Consider the following 15235-nt stretch of genomic DNA (forward strand, 5'->3'; position numbering starts at 1 on the left):
TTGTTCTGATCCTGATGGGCGCGGGAGTCAAGGTCGCGAGATGCGGCGGGGTGCCGCCAGGAGACGTCTCCTCCCCCTCCCCTTCATCCCGTCATTCCCGCCCTTGTGGCGGGAAGCCCTCTCTCAGCCGCAAAGGCGGATGGGGCGGATCGCCGGCGATCCGCTTGCACTTCACGTGCGCATGGAACCAGGGGTTCCCGCCACAAGGGCGGGAATGACGGGATGAAGGGGAGTTGGTTGGGAGCAGCGCCCCTAGACCCGCTCCACCCGCCGTCCCGCCAGGGCGCTGACCAGGGCTTCGGGTGCGGCCGGCTTGTGCAGCACGGGGCCGTCGTCGAGGCCGGGCTCCTGGTAGCCGGTCAGGTAGACGAAGGGGATGGCGCGCTCGGCCAGCGCCTTGGCCACCGGCGTGACCATGCGGCCGCCGAGGTTCACGTCGAGCACGGCGCGGTCGATCAGGCTGCTCTCGATCAGCTCCAGAGCCTCCTCGACGTCGCCGGCCGGGCCCACCACCTGGGCGCCGGCCAGGGCCAGCACGCGGGCCAGCTCCATGGCCACCAGGGCCTCGTCCTCGACCACCAGCACCCGCTGGTCCTGCAGACCGCCGTCGGGCGCGGCGCCGGTCATGGCCGCGGAACGCTCGCCGCCGCCCGCATGGGGCAGGGCCCCGCGCGAAAGCTCAATGCGGCAATGCAGCCCCTCGACCCGCCAGTCGTGGGAGACCTGCGCGCCCAGTTGCTTGCCGGCGTTCTGGATCAGGGTGGAGCCGAAGCCCCTCCGGGCCGGGGCGATCGTCGGCGGTCCGCCGCTTTCGCGCCAGTCGACGACCAGGCGCCCGGCCTCCCATGTCCAGCGCACCTCCAGCACGCCGCCGGGCGTCGACAGGGCGCCGTACTTGCTGGCGTTGGTGGCCAGCTCGTGCACCACCAGGCCCAGCGACTGCGCCGCCTCGGCGCGGATCAGCACCGGCGGGCCGTCCAGCACCACGCGGCTCTCGTGCTCGACGCTGTAGGCCTCCAGCTCCTGCTCCAGCAGGGCGCGCAGAACCGCGCCGGTCCAGCGGGTGGTCGACAACAGGCTGTGCGAGCGGGCAAGCGAGCCGATGCGGCCGCTGAGCGCGGTGACGTACTGGCGCTTGTCGACGAAGGGCGTCAGCTGGACCAGGGACTGCACCACCGCCAGCACGTTCTTGGCCCGGTGGTCGACCTCGCGGATCAGGAGGCGCTCGGTCTCCTCGGCCTGGCGCAGGGCGGCGTCGGCGCGGGCCCGGCCGCTGGCGGCCCAGATCAGCTCGGCCACGTCGCCGACGAAGGCGACCTCGTCGACGCCCCAGGTGCGCGGCCGCTCCTGGCAGACGAAAAGATAGGAGACCAGCCGTCCGGCCTTGACCAGCGGCACGGCCACGAAGGCCCGGATATCGAGCGCGGAATAGGCCTCGAGACTGTGGCGGGTGCGCATGTCCTCGCGGACGTCGTCGATCACCACCTGCACGCCGGCCCGCAGGTCGTCGCTCATCGCCGGGCCGAAGTCGTCGAGCACGAACAGCGGCCCGACCAGGGGCTGCACCCCCTCACCGCCCCACTCGCCGACGATCTGGGTCGAGACGCCGGCCAGGTCGACCTCGGCATAGCCGGCCCGCTGGGCTCCCAACTGCTCGGCCAGCACGGCGCAGGCCTTGTCGGCGATGGCGGCGACCTCGCTCTCCTCGCGCAGCTGGCGGCCCAGATCCAGCATCAGGGCCCGCCGCCGCTCGCGCACCAGGAGGCGCGCCAGCTCGGCCTCGGCCCGCTTGCGCGCGGAAATGTCGGTGACCAGCACGTAGTAGCCGAGCACGGCGCCGTCGGGGGCCACGTCGGGCACGTACTTGGCCTCGACATGGCGCAGGCCCGCGGCCTGGTAGGGCACCTCGCCCTCGAAGGTCAGGCTCTGGCCTTCCAGCGCCCCGTCGACATGGTCGCGCACCCGCTCATAGGCGGCCTCGCCCATGACCTCGAGCAGGGACTTGCCCTCGATGTCGGCGCGACGGACGCCGAACCAGGTCTCGTAGGCGCGATTGACGAAGCGATAGCGGCGGTCGGCGTCGACATAGCCGATGAGGATCGGCACCGCGTCGGCCATCGTCGCCGAGAAGGTGTCCCGTCGACCGGCATGGGAGGGCGAAGGGGCGTCGTCGGTCATGGATTACGGCGCTCGGTTCGCGAAGGAGCGGCAGGCTTGCACGCCCACCTCCGCAGGTGGAGTGAGACAAACGGTCGCGCCCTGGCTGCCCGTTGGACCGCCTCAGCCCTCCCTGCGGTCAGGGTCCTCCCTACGGAAGGTGACCACCAGCACGTCGCGCCGCGCGTCCTGCCCGGCTTCGAGCGGCGAGATCGCGGTCACCCCGTGCAGCACGCGATGATCGTCGATGAACACCGCGTCGCCCGGCTGCGTCAGGGTGAAGGAGCCCAGGGCGCGGCCGTCGGGGGCGAAGATGTCGGTGACGCCGCTGGCCACATTGTGGCGCTCGACCAGCATGACGATCACCCAGTCGACGCCGTCGCGGTGCGCGCCCTCGGGCGTGGGCAGGCCGGCCTCGCCGTCATGGGCCTCGATGCGGAACTGGTGCAGCTCGACGTGCCAGGCCGCGGGCGGCGCCTCGGTCAACGGGTGGAAGAGATCCAGGCCCGCCTTCAACAGGCCTTGCGTGACCGGATGCTCGGCGACGCCTTGCGTCACCGGCTCGAACCACCGCTGCACGCCGCCGTTCAGGGCGTTGTAGTCGCGGCTCTGGTAGTGCGGCTGGTGCGGCTTGCGCGTGATCGCCCCGTCCGCCGACGCGGCGAAGGCGGCGAAGCGGCGGCGGCGATAGCGCCCGCCGTCGGCCATGAAGCCGTCGACGCCCAGGTCGTTCCAGCTGTCGGCGAAGAGATCCCAGTCGCGCAGGCCGTCCAGCAGGGCGCGCGTCTGCACCGCCGGCACGATGGCGAAGCCTTCCGCCTCGATGCTCTTCGAGATCCCGCTCACGCCGGCGCTCCCGGGCGGAAGAAGAGCCCGAGCTTCAGCGAGCGGGCGATGCGCTCGGCCTTCTCGCCGATGATCGCCGCGCGGGGGGCGTCGAACAGCTCCACGCAGGTGGCGTGGAAGAGGTTCAGCCACGGCGTGAACATCCATTCCTGGAACCCCTCGATGCGCTGGTGCACCGCCATCGGCGAGCCCTTGTAGCGCCCCGAGCCTTGCAGCACCGTGGCCCAGAAATCCTTCAGCGTGGCCATGTGATGGGGCCAGGCGTCCTCGGCGATCTGACCGTTGAACACCGGCCCGATGCGCGGATGGCGGCGGACCTTGGCGTAGAAGGCCTCGACCAGGGCGTCGATGAAGGTCGGTTCTTGGAGGGCGGGCTCGGACATGGGCCCTAGATGGTCCCAAGCGGCCCGCCAGCCAAGCTAGGGATTATCACTTAGGGTTTCGCTTTTCTCCCAAGCCGTCATCCCGGCCGTAGCGTAGCGAAGAGCCGGGACCCAGGGGCCGCCGCATGGCGCCAGCCACCAGCGGGAGGCGAACCCATGCGCCGCGCCCAGTCCCCTGGGTCCCGGATCGGCCTGCGGCCGTCCGGGATGACGAGATAGTTGGCGCGGGAGCCTCAAGCCTTGCCCGTCACGCCCTGCTGGGGCGCATTGCCCTGCAGGCTCCAGTCGCCGCTTCGGGCTTCCGGCCCGCGATCCAGGCGCAGGTTGTTCTGCACGTTGTCGACGCCCGAGACGCTTTCGGCCAGCAACTCGGCCCGGCGCTTGTCGTCGCGGGCGTGGACCGTGCCGCTCAGGATGACCTCGCCGTCCTTGACCGCCACCTCGATGGACGAGGCATCCAGCCAGCCGTCGTCGGTCAGGCGGTCGCTGACGTCCTCGCGGATGCGCTCGTCCGAGCGGCGATAGCCCTTGGGACCCCGGCCGCGATGGTCGGCGCGGACGGCCGCGTCATGCTCGCGGCGGCGCTGGGCGTCGTGGTCGCCCATCCAGGCCGAGACCTCGTCGCGGGCCCGCTCGAACCAGCCGCGATCCTCGTCGTGGCGGTCGCGCGGATGGCGAGCATAGGCCCAGTGCTCACGGTCGTGGCGCCCCCGCCCCGGACCGTCGGTGTAGTAGTTGCGTTCGCGCTCGTGGCGGCGGTCGAAATAGGCCCGGTCGCCGTAGTCGGGCGCCTCGCCGCGATAGCCGCCCCCGCCGTAATCGGCCGTGGAGCCGCCGAAGTCGAAGCCGCCCACCTGGCCGTAGTCGCCCGGCGCGCGATAGCCGCGGCCCGAGGCGTAGTCCGAACCCGAGCGGATCGAGCCATAGCCGATGTCGCCGCCCTGGCTGATCGCCCGGCGCAGTTCCGCCCGGCCGGATGATCGATGGCGCGGCTCGCCGTAGCTGCGCTGCTCGCGGGCGGCGTAGCGGTCGCGCCAGTCGGGATCCTGGCCGTAGCGGTCCTGGCGGCGCCCGTCAGCGCGCGAGGCGTCGTAGCCGTAGCCGCGCTCGTCGTCGAAATCTCGGTCGCGGTCGACCTCGAAGCGGCCTTCACGGTCGTTCCAGCGGGACTCGGGCATGGGTGTTCTCCGTGGCTCTCATGTGGCGTCGGGACGCGTCGAGGCGTCCCACGGCCGAAAGAACGGAGGGGCCGAAAGGCCTGTTCCTAATGCGACGCTTCTTTGGGCGGGGCGTCAGCCATCTGTGGATGACCACGGGATAGGTCGACGGCGGCCTGTAGATTGTCGGCCAGCAAGGCGTGCCTTCGCGCGCGAGGAAGCTTATGTTGCAGCAAATCCGCCATGCGCTTCGACGACCGCTTCCTTGAAGAACTGAAGTCCCGCCTTCGCCCCTCCGACGTGGTCGGAAAGACGGTGAAGCTGCGGCGGCAGGGTCGCGAGTACGCGGGGCTGTCGCCCTTCACCAAGGAAAAGAGCCCGTCGTTCTTCGTCAACGACGACAAGGGCTTCTACCACTGCTTCTCCAGCGGCAAGCACGGCGACATCATCAGCTTCCTGCAGGAGACCGAGCGCCTCACCTTCTCCGAGGCGGTCGAGCGGCTGGCCGCCGAGGCCGGCATGAGCCTGCCCGAGCCCGACGCCCGCGCCGCCCAGGACGACCGCAAGCGCGCGGGTCTGGGCGACTGGATGGAGCTGGCGGCCGCCTGGTTCGAGGCCGAACTGCGCCGCCCCGTCGGCAAGGACGCCCGCGCCTATCTCGACCGCCGCGCCCTGCCCGAGGACCAGTGGAGCCGCTTCCGGATCGGCTTTGCTCCCAACGGCCGCACGGCGCTGAAGGACTATCTGGTGGCCAAGGGCGCCAAGCCCGGCGACCTGGTCGAGGCGGGCCTGCTGATCGCGCCCGAGGACGGCGGCGCGCCTTACGACCGCTTCCGCGACCGGATCATCTTTCCGATCACCGATACGCGCGGCAAGGTCGTCTCGTTCGGCGGCCGGGCCATGGATCCCAACGCCCGCGCCAAGTACCTGAATGGCCCCGAGACCAGCCTCTTCCACAAGAGCCGGGTGCTCTACGGCCTCTATGACGCGCGAAAGCTGCTGCACGCGGCCCAGGCGGCGGCGCCGACCGAGCAGACCCCGATGCTGGTGGTCGAGGGCTATATGGACGTCGTGGCCTGCCAGCGCGCCGGCCTGGCGGCCGTCGCGGCCATGGGCACGGCCCTGACCGAAGAGCAGATGGAGGCGCTGTGGCGCCTGCATCCCGAGCCGACCCTGTGCTTCGACGGCGACAAGGCCGGCCAGCGCGCCGCCAGCCGCGCCATCGACCGCGCCCTGCCCCTGCTGAAGCCCGGCCGCTCATTCCGCTTCTCGATCGTCAGCGGCGGCAAGGACCCCGACGACGTGCTGCGCGAGCAGGGTCCGGCGGCGCTGAAGGCCCAGGTCACCCAGACCACGCCCTTCGTCGAGGCGCTGTTCGTGCGCGAGCGCGACCTGGAGCCGCTGGACACCCCCGAACGCAAGGCGGGCCTCAAGCAGCGCCTGCGCGCGGCGGCCGCAACCATCGCCGACAAGGACCTGGCCAGCGCCTACAAGGACGACCTCTACGCCAAGCTCGACCTGCTGTTTCCCAAGCCGGCCTATGGCGGCGGGCAAGGCGGCGGCCAGGGTGGGGATCGCCCGTTCACCCCGCGCGGCGGCGGTGGCGGCGGCTGGAAAGGCCGCGAGCGCGGTCCGCCCGATCCCGGCATCCGCGGCGTCGCCCGCGAGCAGATCGGCCGCCGGCTGAACCCCTTCCACGCGGCCGTGGCCATCGCGGCCGTCGATCATCCGGGTTGGGCGCGTCCCTATGACGAGGCGCTGGAGCGGATCGGCTTTGGCGAGGCGCGCCTCAAGGGCCTGGCCCACGAGATCTTCGAGGCGCTGATCGACGACATCAGCGAGGACACGCCGTTCCGCGACATCCTGGTCCGCAAGGGCCGGGGCGAGGAGCTGGCCGAGCTCGACCGCCTGGCCCAGACCCTCAAGCCGCCGTTCCTGGATCCCAAGATGGAGCGCGAGCGGGCCCGCGCCCTGTGGGCCGCCTGCTACGAGGCCATCGTCGAGGTCGGCGACGCCGAGCGCGCCCTCAAGGCCATGCGCGAGGAAGCCGTCACCGCCGCCAGCCTGACCGCCACCCGCGACCTGCGCGACCGCATCGCCATCCTCGAACGCCAGATCAGCAACCTGGAATTCTGGCAGCCCGCGCACTGAGAAACCTCCCCCAGGAGGGGGAGGCGATCGCGCAGCGATCGGTGGGGGGAAAAGCTGCGAAACCGGCCACCGCCCCGAAAGCTGAAACCGTCCCCCCACCGGCCTTCGGCCGCCTCCCCCAGGAGGGGGAGGTTCCTCGCCAAAGATCCTCCCCCTAAAGGGGGAGGTGGCCCGGAGGGCCGGAGGGGGAAGTTCCTGATGAGTCTGAGCCGAACGCCGACGTGGGAAGTCCCTCCCCCCTCAGTCGCTTCGCGACAGCTCCCCCTTCAGGGAGAGCGTCTTGGACCCACACCCTTCACTGCCGCGCTTTCCCCCGCTAACAACGCCGCCATGCGCATCGTCGTCGTCGGAGCCTACGGGCTGATCGGGTCCTATGTGTCCGCCCGCCTGCTGGCCGACGGCCATGCGGTGGTCGGGGTCGGCCGCGACCTGACCCAAGCGCGCCGGCGGTTCCCCAGCGTCGACTGGCGCGCCGCCGACCTGCGCACCGCCAGCGCCGCCGACTGGACCGGCCTGCTGACCGGCGCAGACGCCGTGGTCAATTGCGCCGGCGCCTTGCAGGACGGCCCGCGCGACGACCTGCAGGCCGTCCATGCCGACGCCGTCGCCCGCCTGGTCGAGGCCTGCGAGGCGACCGGGGCCCGTCTGGTCCACGTCTCGGCCGCCGGAGTGGCGCCCGGCCGCTTCGATCCGTTCGGCGCCACCAAGCAGGCGGCCGAAAACCTGATCGCGCAGAGCCGCATCGAATGGATCATCCTGAAGCCGGGCCTGGTGATCGCGCCCGCCGCCTATGGCGGCACGGCGCTGCTGCGGGCGCTGGCGGCGTTCCCGCTGGCCATCCCCGCCGTGCATGCGCAGGCCCGCGTGCAGGTGGTGGCCGCCGAGGACGTCGCCGCCGCCGTGTCGACCGCGATCCGTCCGGAGACCGCGTCCGGCCAGAGCCTGGACCTCGTTCACGCCGAACCGGTGGCCCTGGGCGACCTGCTGACCCGTCTGCGCGGCTGGCTGGGCCTGGCCCCCGCCCCCGTCATCGCCCTGCCGCCCGCCGTGGCGGCGATCCCGGCCAAGGCCGCCGACGCCCTGGCTTTCCTCGGCTGGCGCAGCCCCATGCGCAGCGCCGCCCAGCAGCAGCTGCGCCTGGGCGTGGCCGGCGAGGCCGCCCATGCCGAGCGGCTGGGCCTGGTCCCACGCTCGCTGGATCAGATCCTGGCGGCCATGCCGTCGGGCGTGCAGGAGCGCTGGTTCGCCAAGGCCTGGCTGGCCAAGCCGCTGATCCTGACGACGCTCTGCGCCTTCTGGCTGGTCTCGGGCCTGATCGGCCTGACCATCGGCCGCGACGCCGCCGTCGCCCTGCTGACCAGCGCCGACATGCCCCAGCCCCTGGCCCAGGCCTTCGTGGTCGGCGGCGGGATCGTCGACGTCGCCCTGGCCCTGCTGGTCGCCCACCGTCGCACCGCGCGCCTGGCTTTGCTGGGCATGATCGCCGTCACCGCCGGCTACCTGGCCGGCGGCGCGGTCGTGCGCCCCGACCTGTGGCTTGATCCGCTGGGCCCGCTGGTGAAGAGCATTCCCGCCGCCGTGCTGGCGATCGCCGCCCTCGCTCTGCTGGACGAACGCTGATGGACCTCTATCTCCTGCTGAAGGCCGTCCACGTGGTCGGTGCCACGGTGCTGCTGGGCACCGGGGCCGGCATCGCCTTCTTCATGCTGATGGCCCACCGCACCGGCCAGCCGGCCCTGATCGCCCATACCGCCCGCGTCGTGGTGATCGCCGACACCGTGTTCACCGCCACCGCCGTCGTCATCCAGCCGATCACCGGCGCGGCCCTGGCCCATGTCGTCGGCTACCCGCTGCTGAGCGGCTGGATCGGACTGAGCCTGGTGCTCTACGTCGTCACCGGCCTGTGCTGGCTGCCCGTGGTCTGGATCCAGATCCGCCTGCGCGACCTTGCCGACGCCGCCGCCAAGGCCGGCGAGCCCCTGCCCGAGCGCTACCACCGCCTGTTCCGCGCCTGGTTCGTGCTGGGCTTCCCCGCCTTCGCCGCCGTGCTGGCCATCGTCTGGCTGATGCTGGCCAGGCCGAGCTTCTGACCATGACCGCCTACTCCAAAGACGACGTCGCCCGTCTCGCCGAACGGCTGCTCGATCGCAGCCTGCCCAAGGCCGAATGGACCCACGCCGCCCACCTGACGGCCACCCTGCGCCTGGTGCGCATCCGCGACGAGGGGCTGGAGCGCGACCTGCCGGGGATCATCCGCGCCTACAACGAAGCCGTCGGCGGGGTGAACGACGACGCCAGCGGCTATCACGAGACCATCACCCAGGCCTATCTGGCCGCCATCCGAGGTTTCGTCGCCGCCCTGCCCGCCAATCTCGACGACGGCGAGGCCGCCGGCCGCCTGCTGGCCACGCCGCTGGGCGACAAGGCCTGGCCGCTGGCCTTCTGGTCGCGCGAGCGATTGTTCAGCGTCGCCGCCCGTCGCGGCTGGATGGAGCCGGACCTCGCGCCGCTGGAGCACGCCCCGCCCGAGAGCGCGCGTTGACCCTGATCCTCGCCCTGGCCCTGCTGGCCGCCAACCTGTTCTGCTTCCTGCTGTTCGCCCACGACAAGGCCGCCGCCGTGCATGGCGAGCGCCGGGTGCCCGAGCGCGTGCTGCTGCTGTCGGCGGCGATGTGCGCCGCGCCCGGGGCCCTGCTGGCCCAGCGCTGGCTGCGCCACAAGACCCGCAAGCAGCCGTTCGGGGCCTGGCTGACCCTGATCGTCTTCGCCCAGGCCTGCGCGGTCGCCGGCCTCGTCGCCCTGGCCTTCCAGCGCGGCTGAGCCATGCGCCAGCGAATTTCGGCGCCGCTGCGCGTCCTCATCGCCTATCAAGCCCCATGACCCAGCGCCTGCTGACCCTGCTTCGCGGCAAGACCCCCATCCGCCCCCTCGACGCCCTGAAGGGCGGCGGCGGCGCGCTGCTCGGCCTGCTGTTCGCCGGCCTGCTGGGACGCTTCGCGGTCGGCGGCGGCGACTGGCTGCATCCGCTGCTGGTGGCGCCGATCGGGGCCTCGGCGGTGCTGGTCTTCGCCGTGCCCGCCAGTCCCCTGGCCCAGCCGCGCGGCGTGATCGGCGGCAACGTGATCTCGGCCTTCATCGGCATAACCGTCGCCATGCTGCTGCCGAACCAGCCGCTGATCGCCGCGCCCCTGGCCGTGGGCCTGGCCATCGCGGTGATGATCCTGCTGGGCTGCCTGCACCCGCCCGGCGGCGCGGTGGCCCTGATCACCGTCATCGGCGGACCGGCCGTGACCAAGGCCGGCTATCTCTTCGCGCTCAATCCGGTGGCCGTCGACTCGGTGCTCTTGGTCGCCGCCGGCATGGCCTGGAACCGGCTGGTCGGCCGCTCATATCCGCACAGGGCTCCCGCGCCGCCGCCCAGCCCGCACGGCACGGCCGATCCCCTGCCCGCCTCGCGCATCGGCTACGACGCCGGCGACCTCGACAAGGCCCTGGCCCGCTACGGCGAACTGCTCGACGTCAGCCGCGAGGACCTCGACGCCCTGTTCCGCGAGGTCGAGATCCAGGCCCACCAGCGCCTGCACTCGCAGATCCGTTGCGGCGAGGTGATGTCGCGCGACGTCATTCGCCTGGACCGCACGCAGTCGGCCGAAAGCGCCCTGGCCTTCCTGCAGCGGCACGACCTGCGCGCCGCCCCGGTGGTGGACGAGGACGGCCGCGTCATCGGCATGGCCCGCCGCGCCGAATTGCAGGCCAACCGCCGCCGCACGGTCGAGGCCGCGCTCGACCCGTTCGTCCACCGGGTGCGCGAAGGCACGCCGATCGCCGCCCTGCTGCCGATTCTCTCCAGCGGCCAGACCCATGAGGCCATGGTCGTCGACAGCGATCGCAGGCTGGTGGGCGTGATCACCCAGACCGACCTGATCGCCGTGCTCTATCGCGCCCATATCGTCGAGAGCGTGCTGTGACGAGGCTTGACTGACGCGCGCGTCGCCGCGCCATGCTGGGGCAAATCCATAGGGGAAACGCCATGCTCGTCGTCCACCACCTGAACAACTCGCGCAGCCAGCGCGTGCTGTGGCTGCTGGAGGAGCTGGGCGTTCCCTACGAGGTCAGGCGCTACGAGCGCGACGCCAAGACCATGCTGGCCCCGCCCGAGCTGCTGGCCATCCACCCACTGGGCAAGTCGCCGGTGATAACCGACGGCGACAAGACCATCGCCGAGACCGGCGCCATCATCGAATACATCCTCGACGCCTACGGGAACGGCCGCCTGATTCCGCCGGCCGGCACGCCCGAGCGCTTGGCCTTCACCTACTGGCTGCACTACGCCGAGGGCTCGGCCATGACGCCGCTGCTGCTGAAGCTGGTCTTCACCGCCCTGCCCGCCCGCGCCCCGGGCCTGCTGAAGGGCCTGGTCAAGGCCATCGCGGCCAAGGCCCAGTCGGGCTTCGTCGATCCGCAGCTGAAGAGCCACATCGACTACTGGAACGCCGAACTGTCGAAGTCCGAATGGTTCGCCGGACCGGAGTTCACCGCCGCCGACGTGATCATGAGCTTCCCGCTCGAGGCCGCCGTGTCCCGCGCCGGGGCCGGTTCGCGCCCCAAGGTGAAGGCCTTCCTCGACCGCATCCACGCCCGCCCCGCCTATCGCGCCGCCCTGCAGCGCGGCGGCGAGTACGCCTACGCCGACTAGGAAGAAACCTTGCAACTCACGGCCGAGCTTGCGCCTGCGACATGGCGACGCTCGGTCGCGCTCTTAAGACTTCACACACCACGGATGCGCAAAACCTCTCCCTAGAAGCCGCCAGTCCATGGCTCAGCTTGCCCGGAGATCAAGGTTGTCCCTGTCGCGTGTTCGAACCTGGCGTGATCTGCTTCACGCCCTGGGTCGGACATTGGCCGCAACCTCCGCGATCATCGTCACTCTACTGGCCGTAACGTTGTCCAGCGCCTCGCCGCGCGACCCTGGACGCGTCGCCGCCGTGTTCCCGCCCTGGTGGACCCCCGCCCGCGCCGCCGGCGCCGCCACCTCGGCGGGCGACATATCCGGCGCCGGCGCGGTTCCCTTCATCCTGATCCTGCGCGGCGACCCGGCCACGCTGGGCGGCCGCCTGCGCGCCGCCGGCGCCCTTGTCCTGCTGGATCCCGACGCCGCCGGCGTCTGCGCCAAGACCGTCCTGGAGCCCCGTCCATGAGCACGAAGCCTTCGAACCTCGACGCGCAGCGCCGCTCGGGCGGCCGGCTGATCCTGCTGCTGACCGGCCTGATGGCGCCCATCGTCATCGCCGCCCGCTTCCTGGTCGGCGAGCCGGTGCTGGGCATGGCCGTCGCCACGGTCATGGTCACGGCTCTCGCGGCCGGCGCCGTCCTGCACCGGGGCGAGACCGCCACGGGCCGCATCCTGTCGGGCGTGGCGCTGATGGCCCAGGTCTCGCTGCTGGTCGCCGCCCTGGGCGGCCACGACTGGCAGATCGACATGCACATGGCCTATTTCGCGGCCCTCGCCCTGCTGGTCGTCTATTGCGACTGGACCGTCATCGCCGCCGCCGCCGCCACGGTCGCCGTGCACCACCTGGCGCTCAGCTACCTGCTGCCCACCGCCGTGTTCCCCGGCTCGGCCAGCCTGGGCCGGGTGCTGGTCCACGCCGTCATCCTGATCGTCGAGGCCGGCGCCTTGATCGCCGCGACCTTCAGCATCCACCGCGTCATCGCCCTGGCCGAGCGCGCCCGGGCCAAGGCCGAGGCGGCCATGCAGGAGGCCCGCGAGGCGGACGCCGCCGCCGACAGCGCCCGCCGCTCGGAAGAGGAAGGCCGCATCGCCCACGCCGCCGTACAGGCCGCCGCCGAGCGCCAGCGCGCCGACATGGTCGACGCCCTCGCCGCCAGCCTGTCGCGGCTGGCCAAGGGCGACCTGTCGGTGCGCCTGATCGAGGAGTTCTCCGAGTCGTACGAACAGCTGCGCGCCGACTTCAACCAGGCGGCCGGCAAGCTGGCCGGGGCCCTGGCCATCATCGACGAGCGCGCCTCGGGCGTGCGCCACGGCTCCGACCAGATCGCCGACGCGGCCGCCAACCTGTCGCGCCGCACCGAGCAGCAGGCCGCCAACCTGGCCGAGACCGCCAGCGCCATGGACGAGATCACCGCCACGGTCGGGCAGACGGCCGACGGGGCCCGCAAGGCCGCCGCCGTCGTGGCCCGGGCCCGCGACGACGCCCGCCGCTCGGGCGAGGTGGTCGGCGAGGCGGTCGACGCCATGGGCGCGATCGAGACCTCGGCCACCCAGATCTCCCGCATCATCGGGGTGATAGACGAGATCGCCTTCCAGACCAACCTCCTGGCGCTGAACGCCGGTGTCGAGGCCGCCCGGGCCGGCGACGCCGGCAAGGGCTTCGCGGTCGTCGCCCAGGAAGTCCGCGCCCTGGCCCAGCGCTCGGCCGAGGCCGCCAAGGAGATCAAGCAGCTGATCACCACCTCGACCCGCCAGGTCGGCGAGGGCGTCGAGCTGGTCGGCCGCACCGGCGAGGCGCTGGACCGCATCGTCCTGCAGATCGCCGAGATCGACGGGCTGGTCTCGGAGATCGCCGCCAGCGCCCAGCACCAGGCTCAGGGCCTGACCCAGGTCAATACGGCGGTGAATCAGATGGACCAGGTGCTGCAGCAGAACGCCGGCCTGGTGGAGGAGACCGCCGCGGCCACTCATGCCCTGAACGACGACGCCGGCGAGCTGGCCCGACTGGTCGGCCAGTTCCAGCTGCCGGGAGACCGCCTGGCGGGAACGGCGACGCGCGGTTCACGACGGGCCTGAGGACAAGGCGCCGTCCTCAGCTTGGCCACGCAACCCTTAGGGCGCGTGAGGCTTGCTTATCCGGAATGCGGCGCCTATCCTCTCAGCCCCCGGTCGCGATCGCCAGCGACTGGAAGTCTTCCTCCCTTAGGGCGAACCGAGCTAAAATCCACAATGGAAAAAGTGCCGATGACCGTCGTGGGTTATCAAACCCTCGACGAAGAACTGAAGCGTTTGAAGACGATCGAACGGCCCGCCGTGATCGCCGCGATCGCCGAGGCGCGTTCGCACGGCGACCTCTCGGAGAACGCCGAGTATCACGCCGCCAAGGAACGCCAGGGTTGGATCGAAGGCCAGATCGCCGAGATCGAGGACAAGATCGCTCGCGCCCAGGTCATCGACGTCTCGAAGCTCTCCGGCTCGCAAGTGAAGTTCGGCGCCACGGTCAGCGTGGTCGACGAGGACACCGAAGAAGAAGCCCGCTACCAGATCGTGGGCGACCACGAGGCCGACGTGAAGTCGGGCCGCATCTCGCTGAGCTCGCCGCTGTCGCGCGCGATGATCGGCAAGGAAGTCGGCGAGGTGGTCGAGGTCAACACGCCCGGCGGCGTGAAGGCCTACGAGATCCTCAAGGTCGAGTGGGTCTAGGGGTCAGCCCCAAACCCGCCATGAAGTTCGGCCAATCGCCGCGGAGTCGCCTGTTCAGGGTGGTTCCGCGGCGTTCGCCGTTTTGAGGGCTGGAGCGATGAGCGCCAATCAGACGCCAGGTTCCGAACCGCTGACCATCTGGGCCGTCTCGGACGGTCGCGCCGGCATCGAGGCCCAGGCCGTGGGCCTGGCCGAGGCCATCGCGCGCAAGCGCCCGGCCCGGATCGTCGTCAAGCGCGTGGGCTGGAAGGGGCGCACCGGCCGCCTGCCCTGGTGGCTGGCCTGGCTGCCGCGCCGCTGGCTGACGCCCGAGAGCGAGATCACCCCGCCCTGGCCCGACCTGTGGGTCGCCGCCGGCCGCGCCACCCTGCCCCTGTCGATCCGCCTGAAGAAATGGTCGGGCGGCAAGACCTATGTGGTGCAGATCCAGGACCCGCGCGTCCCGGCCCACATGTTCGACCTGGTGATCCCGCCCAAGCATGACCGCCTGACCGGCGACAACGTCGTGCCGATCACCGGCTCGCCGCATCGCGTCAGCCAGGACCGGCTCGACGCCGAATACGAGAAGTTCAAGGACGCCATCGAGGCCCTGCCCCGCCCGCGCGTGGCGGTGCTGCTGGGCGGCAAGTCCAAGGCCTTCGACCTGCCGGTGGAACGCGCCGCCCAGATGGCGCACGAGATCCAGCTGCCGCTGGAGCAGGAAGGCGGCAGCCTGCTGATGACCTTCTCGCGCCGCACGCCCGAGCCGGCCCGCGCCCTGCTGGCCGCCCGCCTGCGCGACGTGCCCGGCATCATCTGGGACGGCGAAGGCCCCAATCCCTATTTCGCCTTCCTGGCCGCGGCCGACTACATCCTCGTCACCGAGGACTCGACCAACATGGCTACGGAAGCGGCCTCGACCGGCAAGCCGGTGTTCATCCTCAAGATGGAAGGCCAGAGCGTGAAGTTCCGCCTGTTCCACGAGGAGCTGGAGCGCCAGGGCGCGGCCCGCCCGTATGGCGGCGCCTTTCACGGCTGGACCTACGAGCCGGTGGACGAGACCGGCCGCGCCGCCGCCGAGGTCCTGGCCCGGATGGACGCCCGCAAGGCCGCGCTCTAGCCTGACG

15 protein-coding genes are annotated in these 15235 nt (G+C 71.4%); 11 read left to right on the top strand and 4 right to left on the bottom strand.

Going from position 1 to position 15235, the window contains the following annotated elements; all coding sequences use genetic code 11:
* Positions 1-252: 252 nt before the first annotated feature.
* The 4 genes from DDF62_RS07580 to DDF62_RS07595 form a co-directional block, all read right to left on the bottom strand.
* On the bottom strand, positions 253-2178 hold the full coding sequence (locus DDF62_RS07580; protein WP_116488562.1) for an HWE histidine kinase domain-containing protein: 1926 nt from the start codon (positions 2176-2178) through the stop codon (positions 253-255).
* A 102-nt stretch (positions 2179-2280) separates the two neighbouring features.
* Positions 2281-3003, bottom strand: a complete 723-nt coding sequence (locus tag DDF62_RS07585; RefSeq protein ID WP_244286744.1) for a 2OG-Fe dioxygenase family protein — start codon at positions 3001-3003, stop codon at positions 2281-2283.
* Positions 3000-3386 carry a group III truncated hemoglobin gene (locus tag DDF62_RS07590; RefSeq protein WP_116488563.1) on the bottom strand — a complete coding sequence of 129 codons (387 nt, stop codon included), beginning with the start codon at positions 3384-3386 and terminating at the stop codon, positions 3000-3002. The genes DDF62_RS07585 and DDF62_RS07590 overlap by 4 nt, the downstream gene beginning before the upstream one ends.
* A gap of 233 nt (positions 3387-3619) precedes the next feature.
* Positions 3620-4564: a BON domain-containing protein gene (locus DDF62_RS07595; RefSeq protein ID WP_116488564.1), complete on the bottom strand. Its 945-nt coding sequence runs from the start codon at positions 4562-4564 to the stop codon at positions 3620-3622.
* 222 nt (positions 4565-4786) lie between these two features.
* Here DDF62_RS07595 and dnaG point away from each other — a divergent pair, with 222 nt between their 5' ends.
* The 11 genes from dnaG to DDF62_RS07650 all read left to right on the top strand — a co-directional run bounded on the left by dnaG (position 4787) and on the right by DDF62_RS07650 (position 15228).
* Complete coding sequence (gene dnaG, locus DDF62_RS07600; protein ID WP_116488565.1) at positions 4787-6694, top strand: DNA primase; 1908 nt, start codon at positions 4787-4789, stop codon at positions 6692-6694.
* Between the two features lie 330 nt (positions 6695-7024).
* Positions 7025-8314 (top strand): SDR family oxidoreductase, encoded by a 1290-nt coding sequence (locus DDF62_RS07605; protein WP_116488566.1) that lies wholly within the window; start codon positions 7025-7027, stop codon positions 8312-8314.
* A complete protein-coding gene (locus tag DDF62_RS07610; protein ID WP_116488567.1) occupies positions 8314-8784 on the top strand; it encodes a DUF2269 family protein in 471 nt (156 codons plus the stop codon). The genes DDF62_RS07605 and DDF62_RS07610 overlap by 1 nt, the downstream gene beginning before the upstream one ends.
* A 2-nt stretch (positions 8785-8786) precedes the next feature.
* Positions 8787-9236, top strand: coding sequence for a hypothetical protein (locus tag DDF62_RS07615; RefSeq protein ID WP_116488568.1), 450 nt, complete (start codon positions 8787-8789; stop codon positions 9234-9236).
* Positions 9233-9514 carry a DUF1294 domain-containing protein gene (locus tag DDF62_RS07620; RefSeq protein ID WP_116488569.1) on the top strand — a complete coding sequence of 94 codons (282 nt, stop codon included), beginning with the start codon at positions 9233-9235 and terminating at the stop codon, positions 9512-9514. The genes DDF62_RS07615 and DDF62_RS07620 overlap by 4 nt, the downstream gene beginning before the upstream one ends.
* Positions 9515-9570: 56 nt before the next feature.
* On the top strand, positions 9571-10662 hold the full coding sequence (locus DDF62_RS07625; RefSeq protein WP_116488570.1) for an HPP family protein: 1092 nt from the start codon (positions 9571-9573) through the stop codon (positions 10660-10662).
* A gap of 62 nt (positions 10663-10724) precedes the next feature.
* Positions 10725-11390, top strand: a complete 666-nt coding sequence (locus tag DDF62_RS07630; protein ID WP_116488571.1) for a glutathione S-transferase — start codon at positions 10725-10727, stop codon at positions 11388-11390.
* A gap of 202 nt (positions 11391-11592) precedes the next feature.
* Entirely contained in the window at positions 11593-11892 is a 300-nt protein-coding gene (locus DDF62_RS07635) for a hypothetical protein (protein WP_244286745.1), read from the top strand.
* Positions 11889-13502: a methyl-accepting chemotaxis protein gene (locus tag DDF62_RS07640; RefSeq protein WP_116488572.1), complete on the top strand. Its 1614-nt coding sequence runs from the start codon at positions 11889-11891 to the stop codon at positions 13500-13502. The genes DDF62_RS07635 and DDF62_RS07640 overlap by 4 nt, the downstream gene beginning before the upstream one ends.
* 153 nt (positions 13503-13655) lie before the next feature.
* Complete coding sequence (greA, locus tag DDF62_RS07645; RefSeq protein WP_058349843.1) at positions 13656-14129, top strand: transcription elongation factor GreA; 474 nt, start codon at positions 13656-13658, stop codon at positions 14127-14129.
* Between the two features lie 97 nt (positions 14130-14226).
* Positions 14227-15228 carry a mitochondrial fission ELM1 family protein gene (locus DDF62_RS07650; protein WP_116488573.1) on the top strand — a complete coding sequence of 334 codons (1002 nt, stop codon included), beginning with the start codon at positions 14227-14229 and terminating at the stop codon, positions 15226-15228.
* Positions 15229-15235 lie beyond the last annotated feature (7 nt).

It is taken from the genome of Caulobacter radicis (assembly GCF_003094615.1).
Classification (GTDB): Bacteria; Pseudomonadota; Alphaproteobacteria; order Caulobacterales; family Caulobacteraceae; genus Caulobacter; species Caulobacter radicis.

Excerpts from the sequence above, each read along its gene's own strand:
- DDF62_RS07580 (WP_116488562.1), bottom strand. The coding sequence starts at position 2,178 with ATGACCGACGACGCCCCTTCGCCCTCCCATGCCGGTCGACGGGACACC.
- DDF62_RS07590 (WP_116488563.1), bottom strand. The coding sequence starts at position 3,386 with ATGTCCGAGCCCGCCCTCCAAGAACCGACCTTCATCGACGCCCTGGTC.
- DDF62_RS07595 (WP_116488564.1), bottom strand. The coding sequence starts at position 4,564 with ATGCCCGAGTCCCGCTGGAACGACCGTGAAGGCCGCTTCGAGGTCGAC.
- dnaG (WP_116488565.1), top strand. The coding sequence starts at position 4,787 with ATGCGCTTCGACGACCGCTTCCTTGAAGAACTGAAGTCCCGCCTTCGC.
- DDF62_RS07605 (WP_116488566.1), top strand. The coding sequence starts at position 7,025 with ATGCGCATCGTCGTCGTCGGAGCCTACGGGCTGATCGGGTCCTATGTG.
- DDF62_RS07610 (WP_116488567.1), top strand. The coding sequence starts at position 8,314 with ATGGACCTCTATCTCCTGCTGAAGGCCGTCCACGTGGTCGGTGCCACG.
- DDF62_RS07615 (WP_116488568.1), top strand. The coding sequence starts at position 8,787 with ATGACCGCCTACTCCAAAGACGACGTCGCCCGTCTCGCCGAACGGCTG.
- DDF62_RS07625 (WP_116488570.1), top strand. The coding sequence starts at position 9,571 with ATGACCCAGCGCCTGCTGACCCTGCTTCGCGGCAAGACCCCCATCCGC.
- DDF62_RS07630 (WP_116488571.1), top strand. The coding sequence starts at position 10,725 with ATGCTCGTCGTCCACCACCTGAACAACTCGCGCAGCCAGCGCGTGCTG.
- DDF62_RS07640 (WP_116488572.1), top strand. The coding sequence starts at position 11,889 with ATGAGCACGAAGCCTTCGAACCTCGACGCGCAGCGCCGCTCGGGCGGC.
- greA (WP_058349843.1), top strand. The coding sequence starts at position 13,656 with ATGGAAAAAGTGCCGATGACCGTCGTGGGTTATCAAACCCTCGACGAA.
- DDF62_RS07650 (WP_116488573.1), top strand. The coding sequence starts at position 14,227 with ATGAGCGCCAATCAGACGCCAGGTTCCGAACCGCTGACCATCTGGGCC.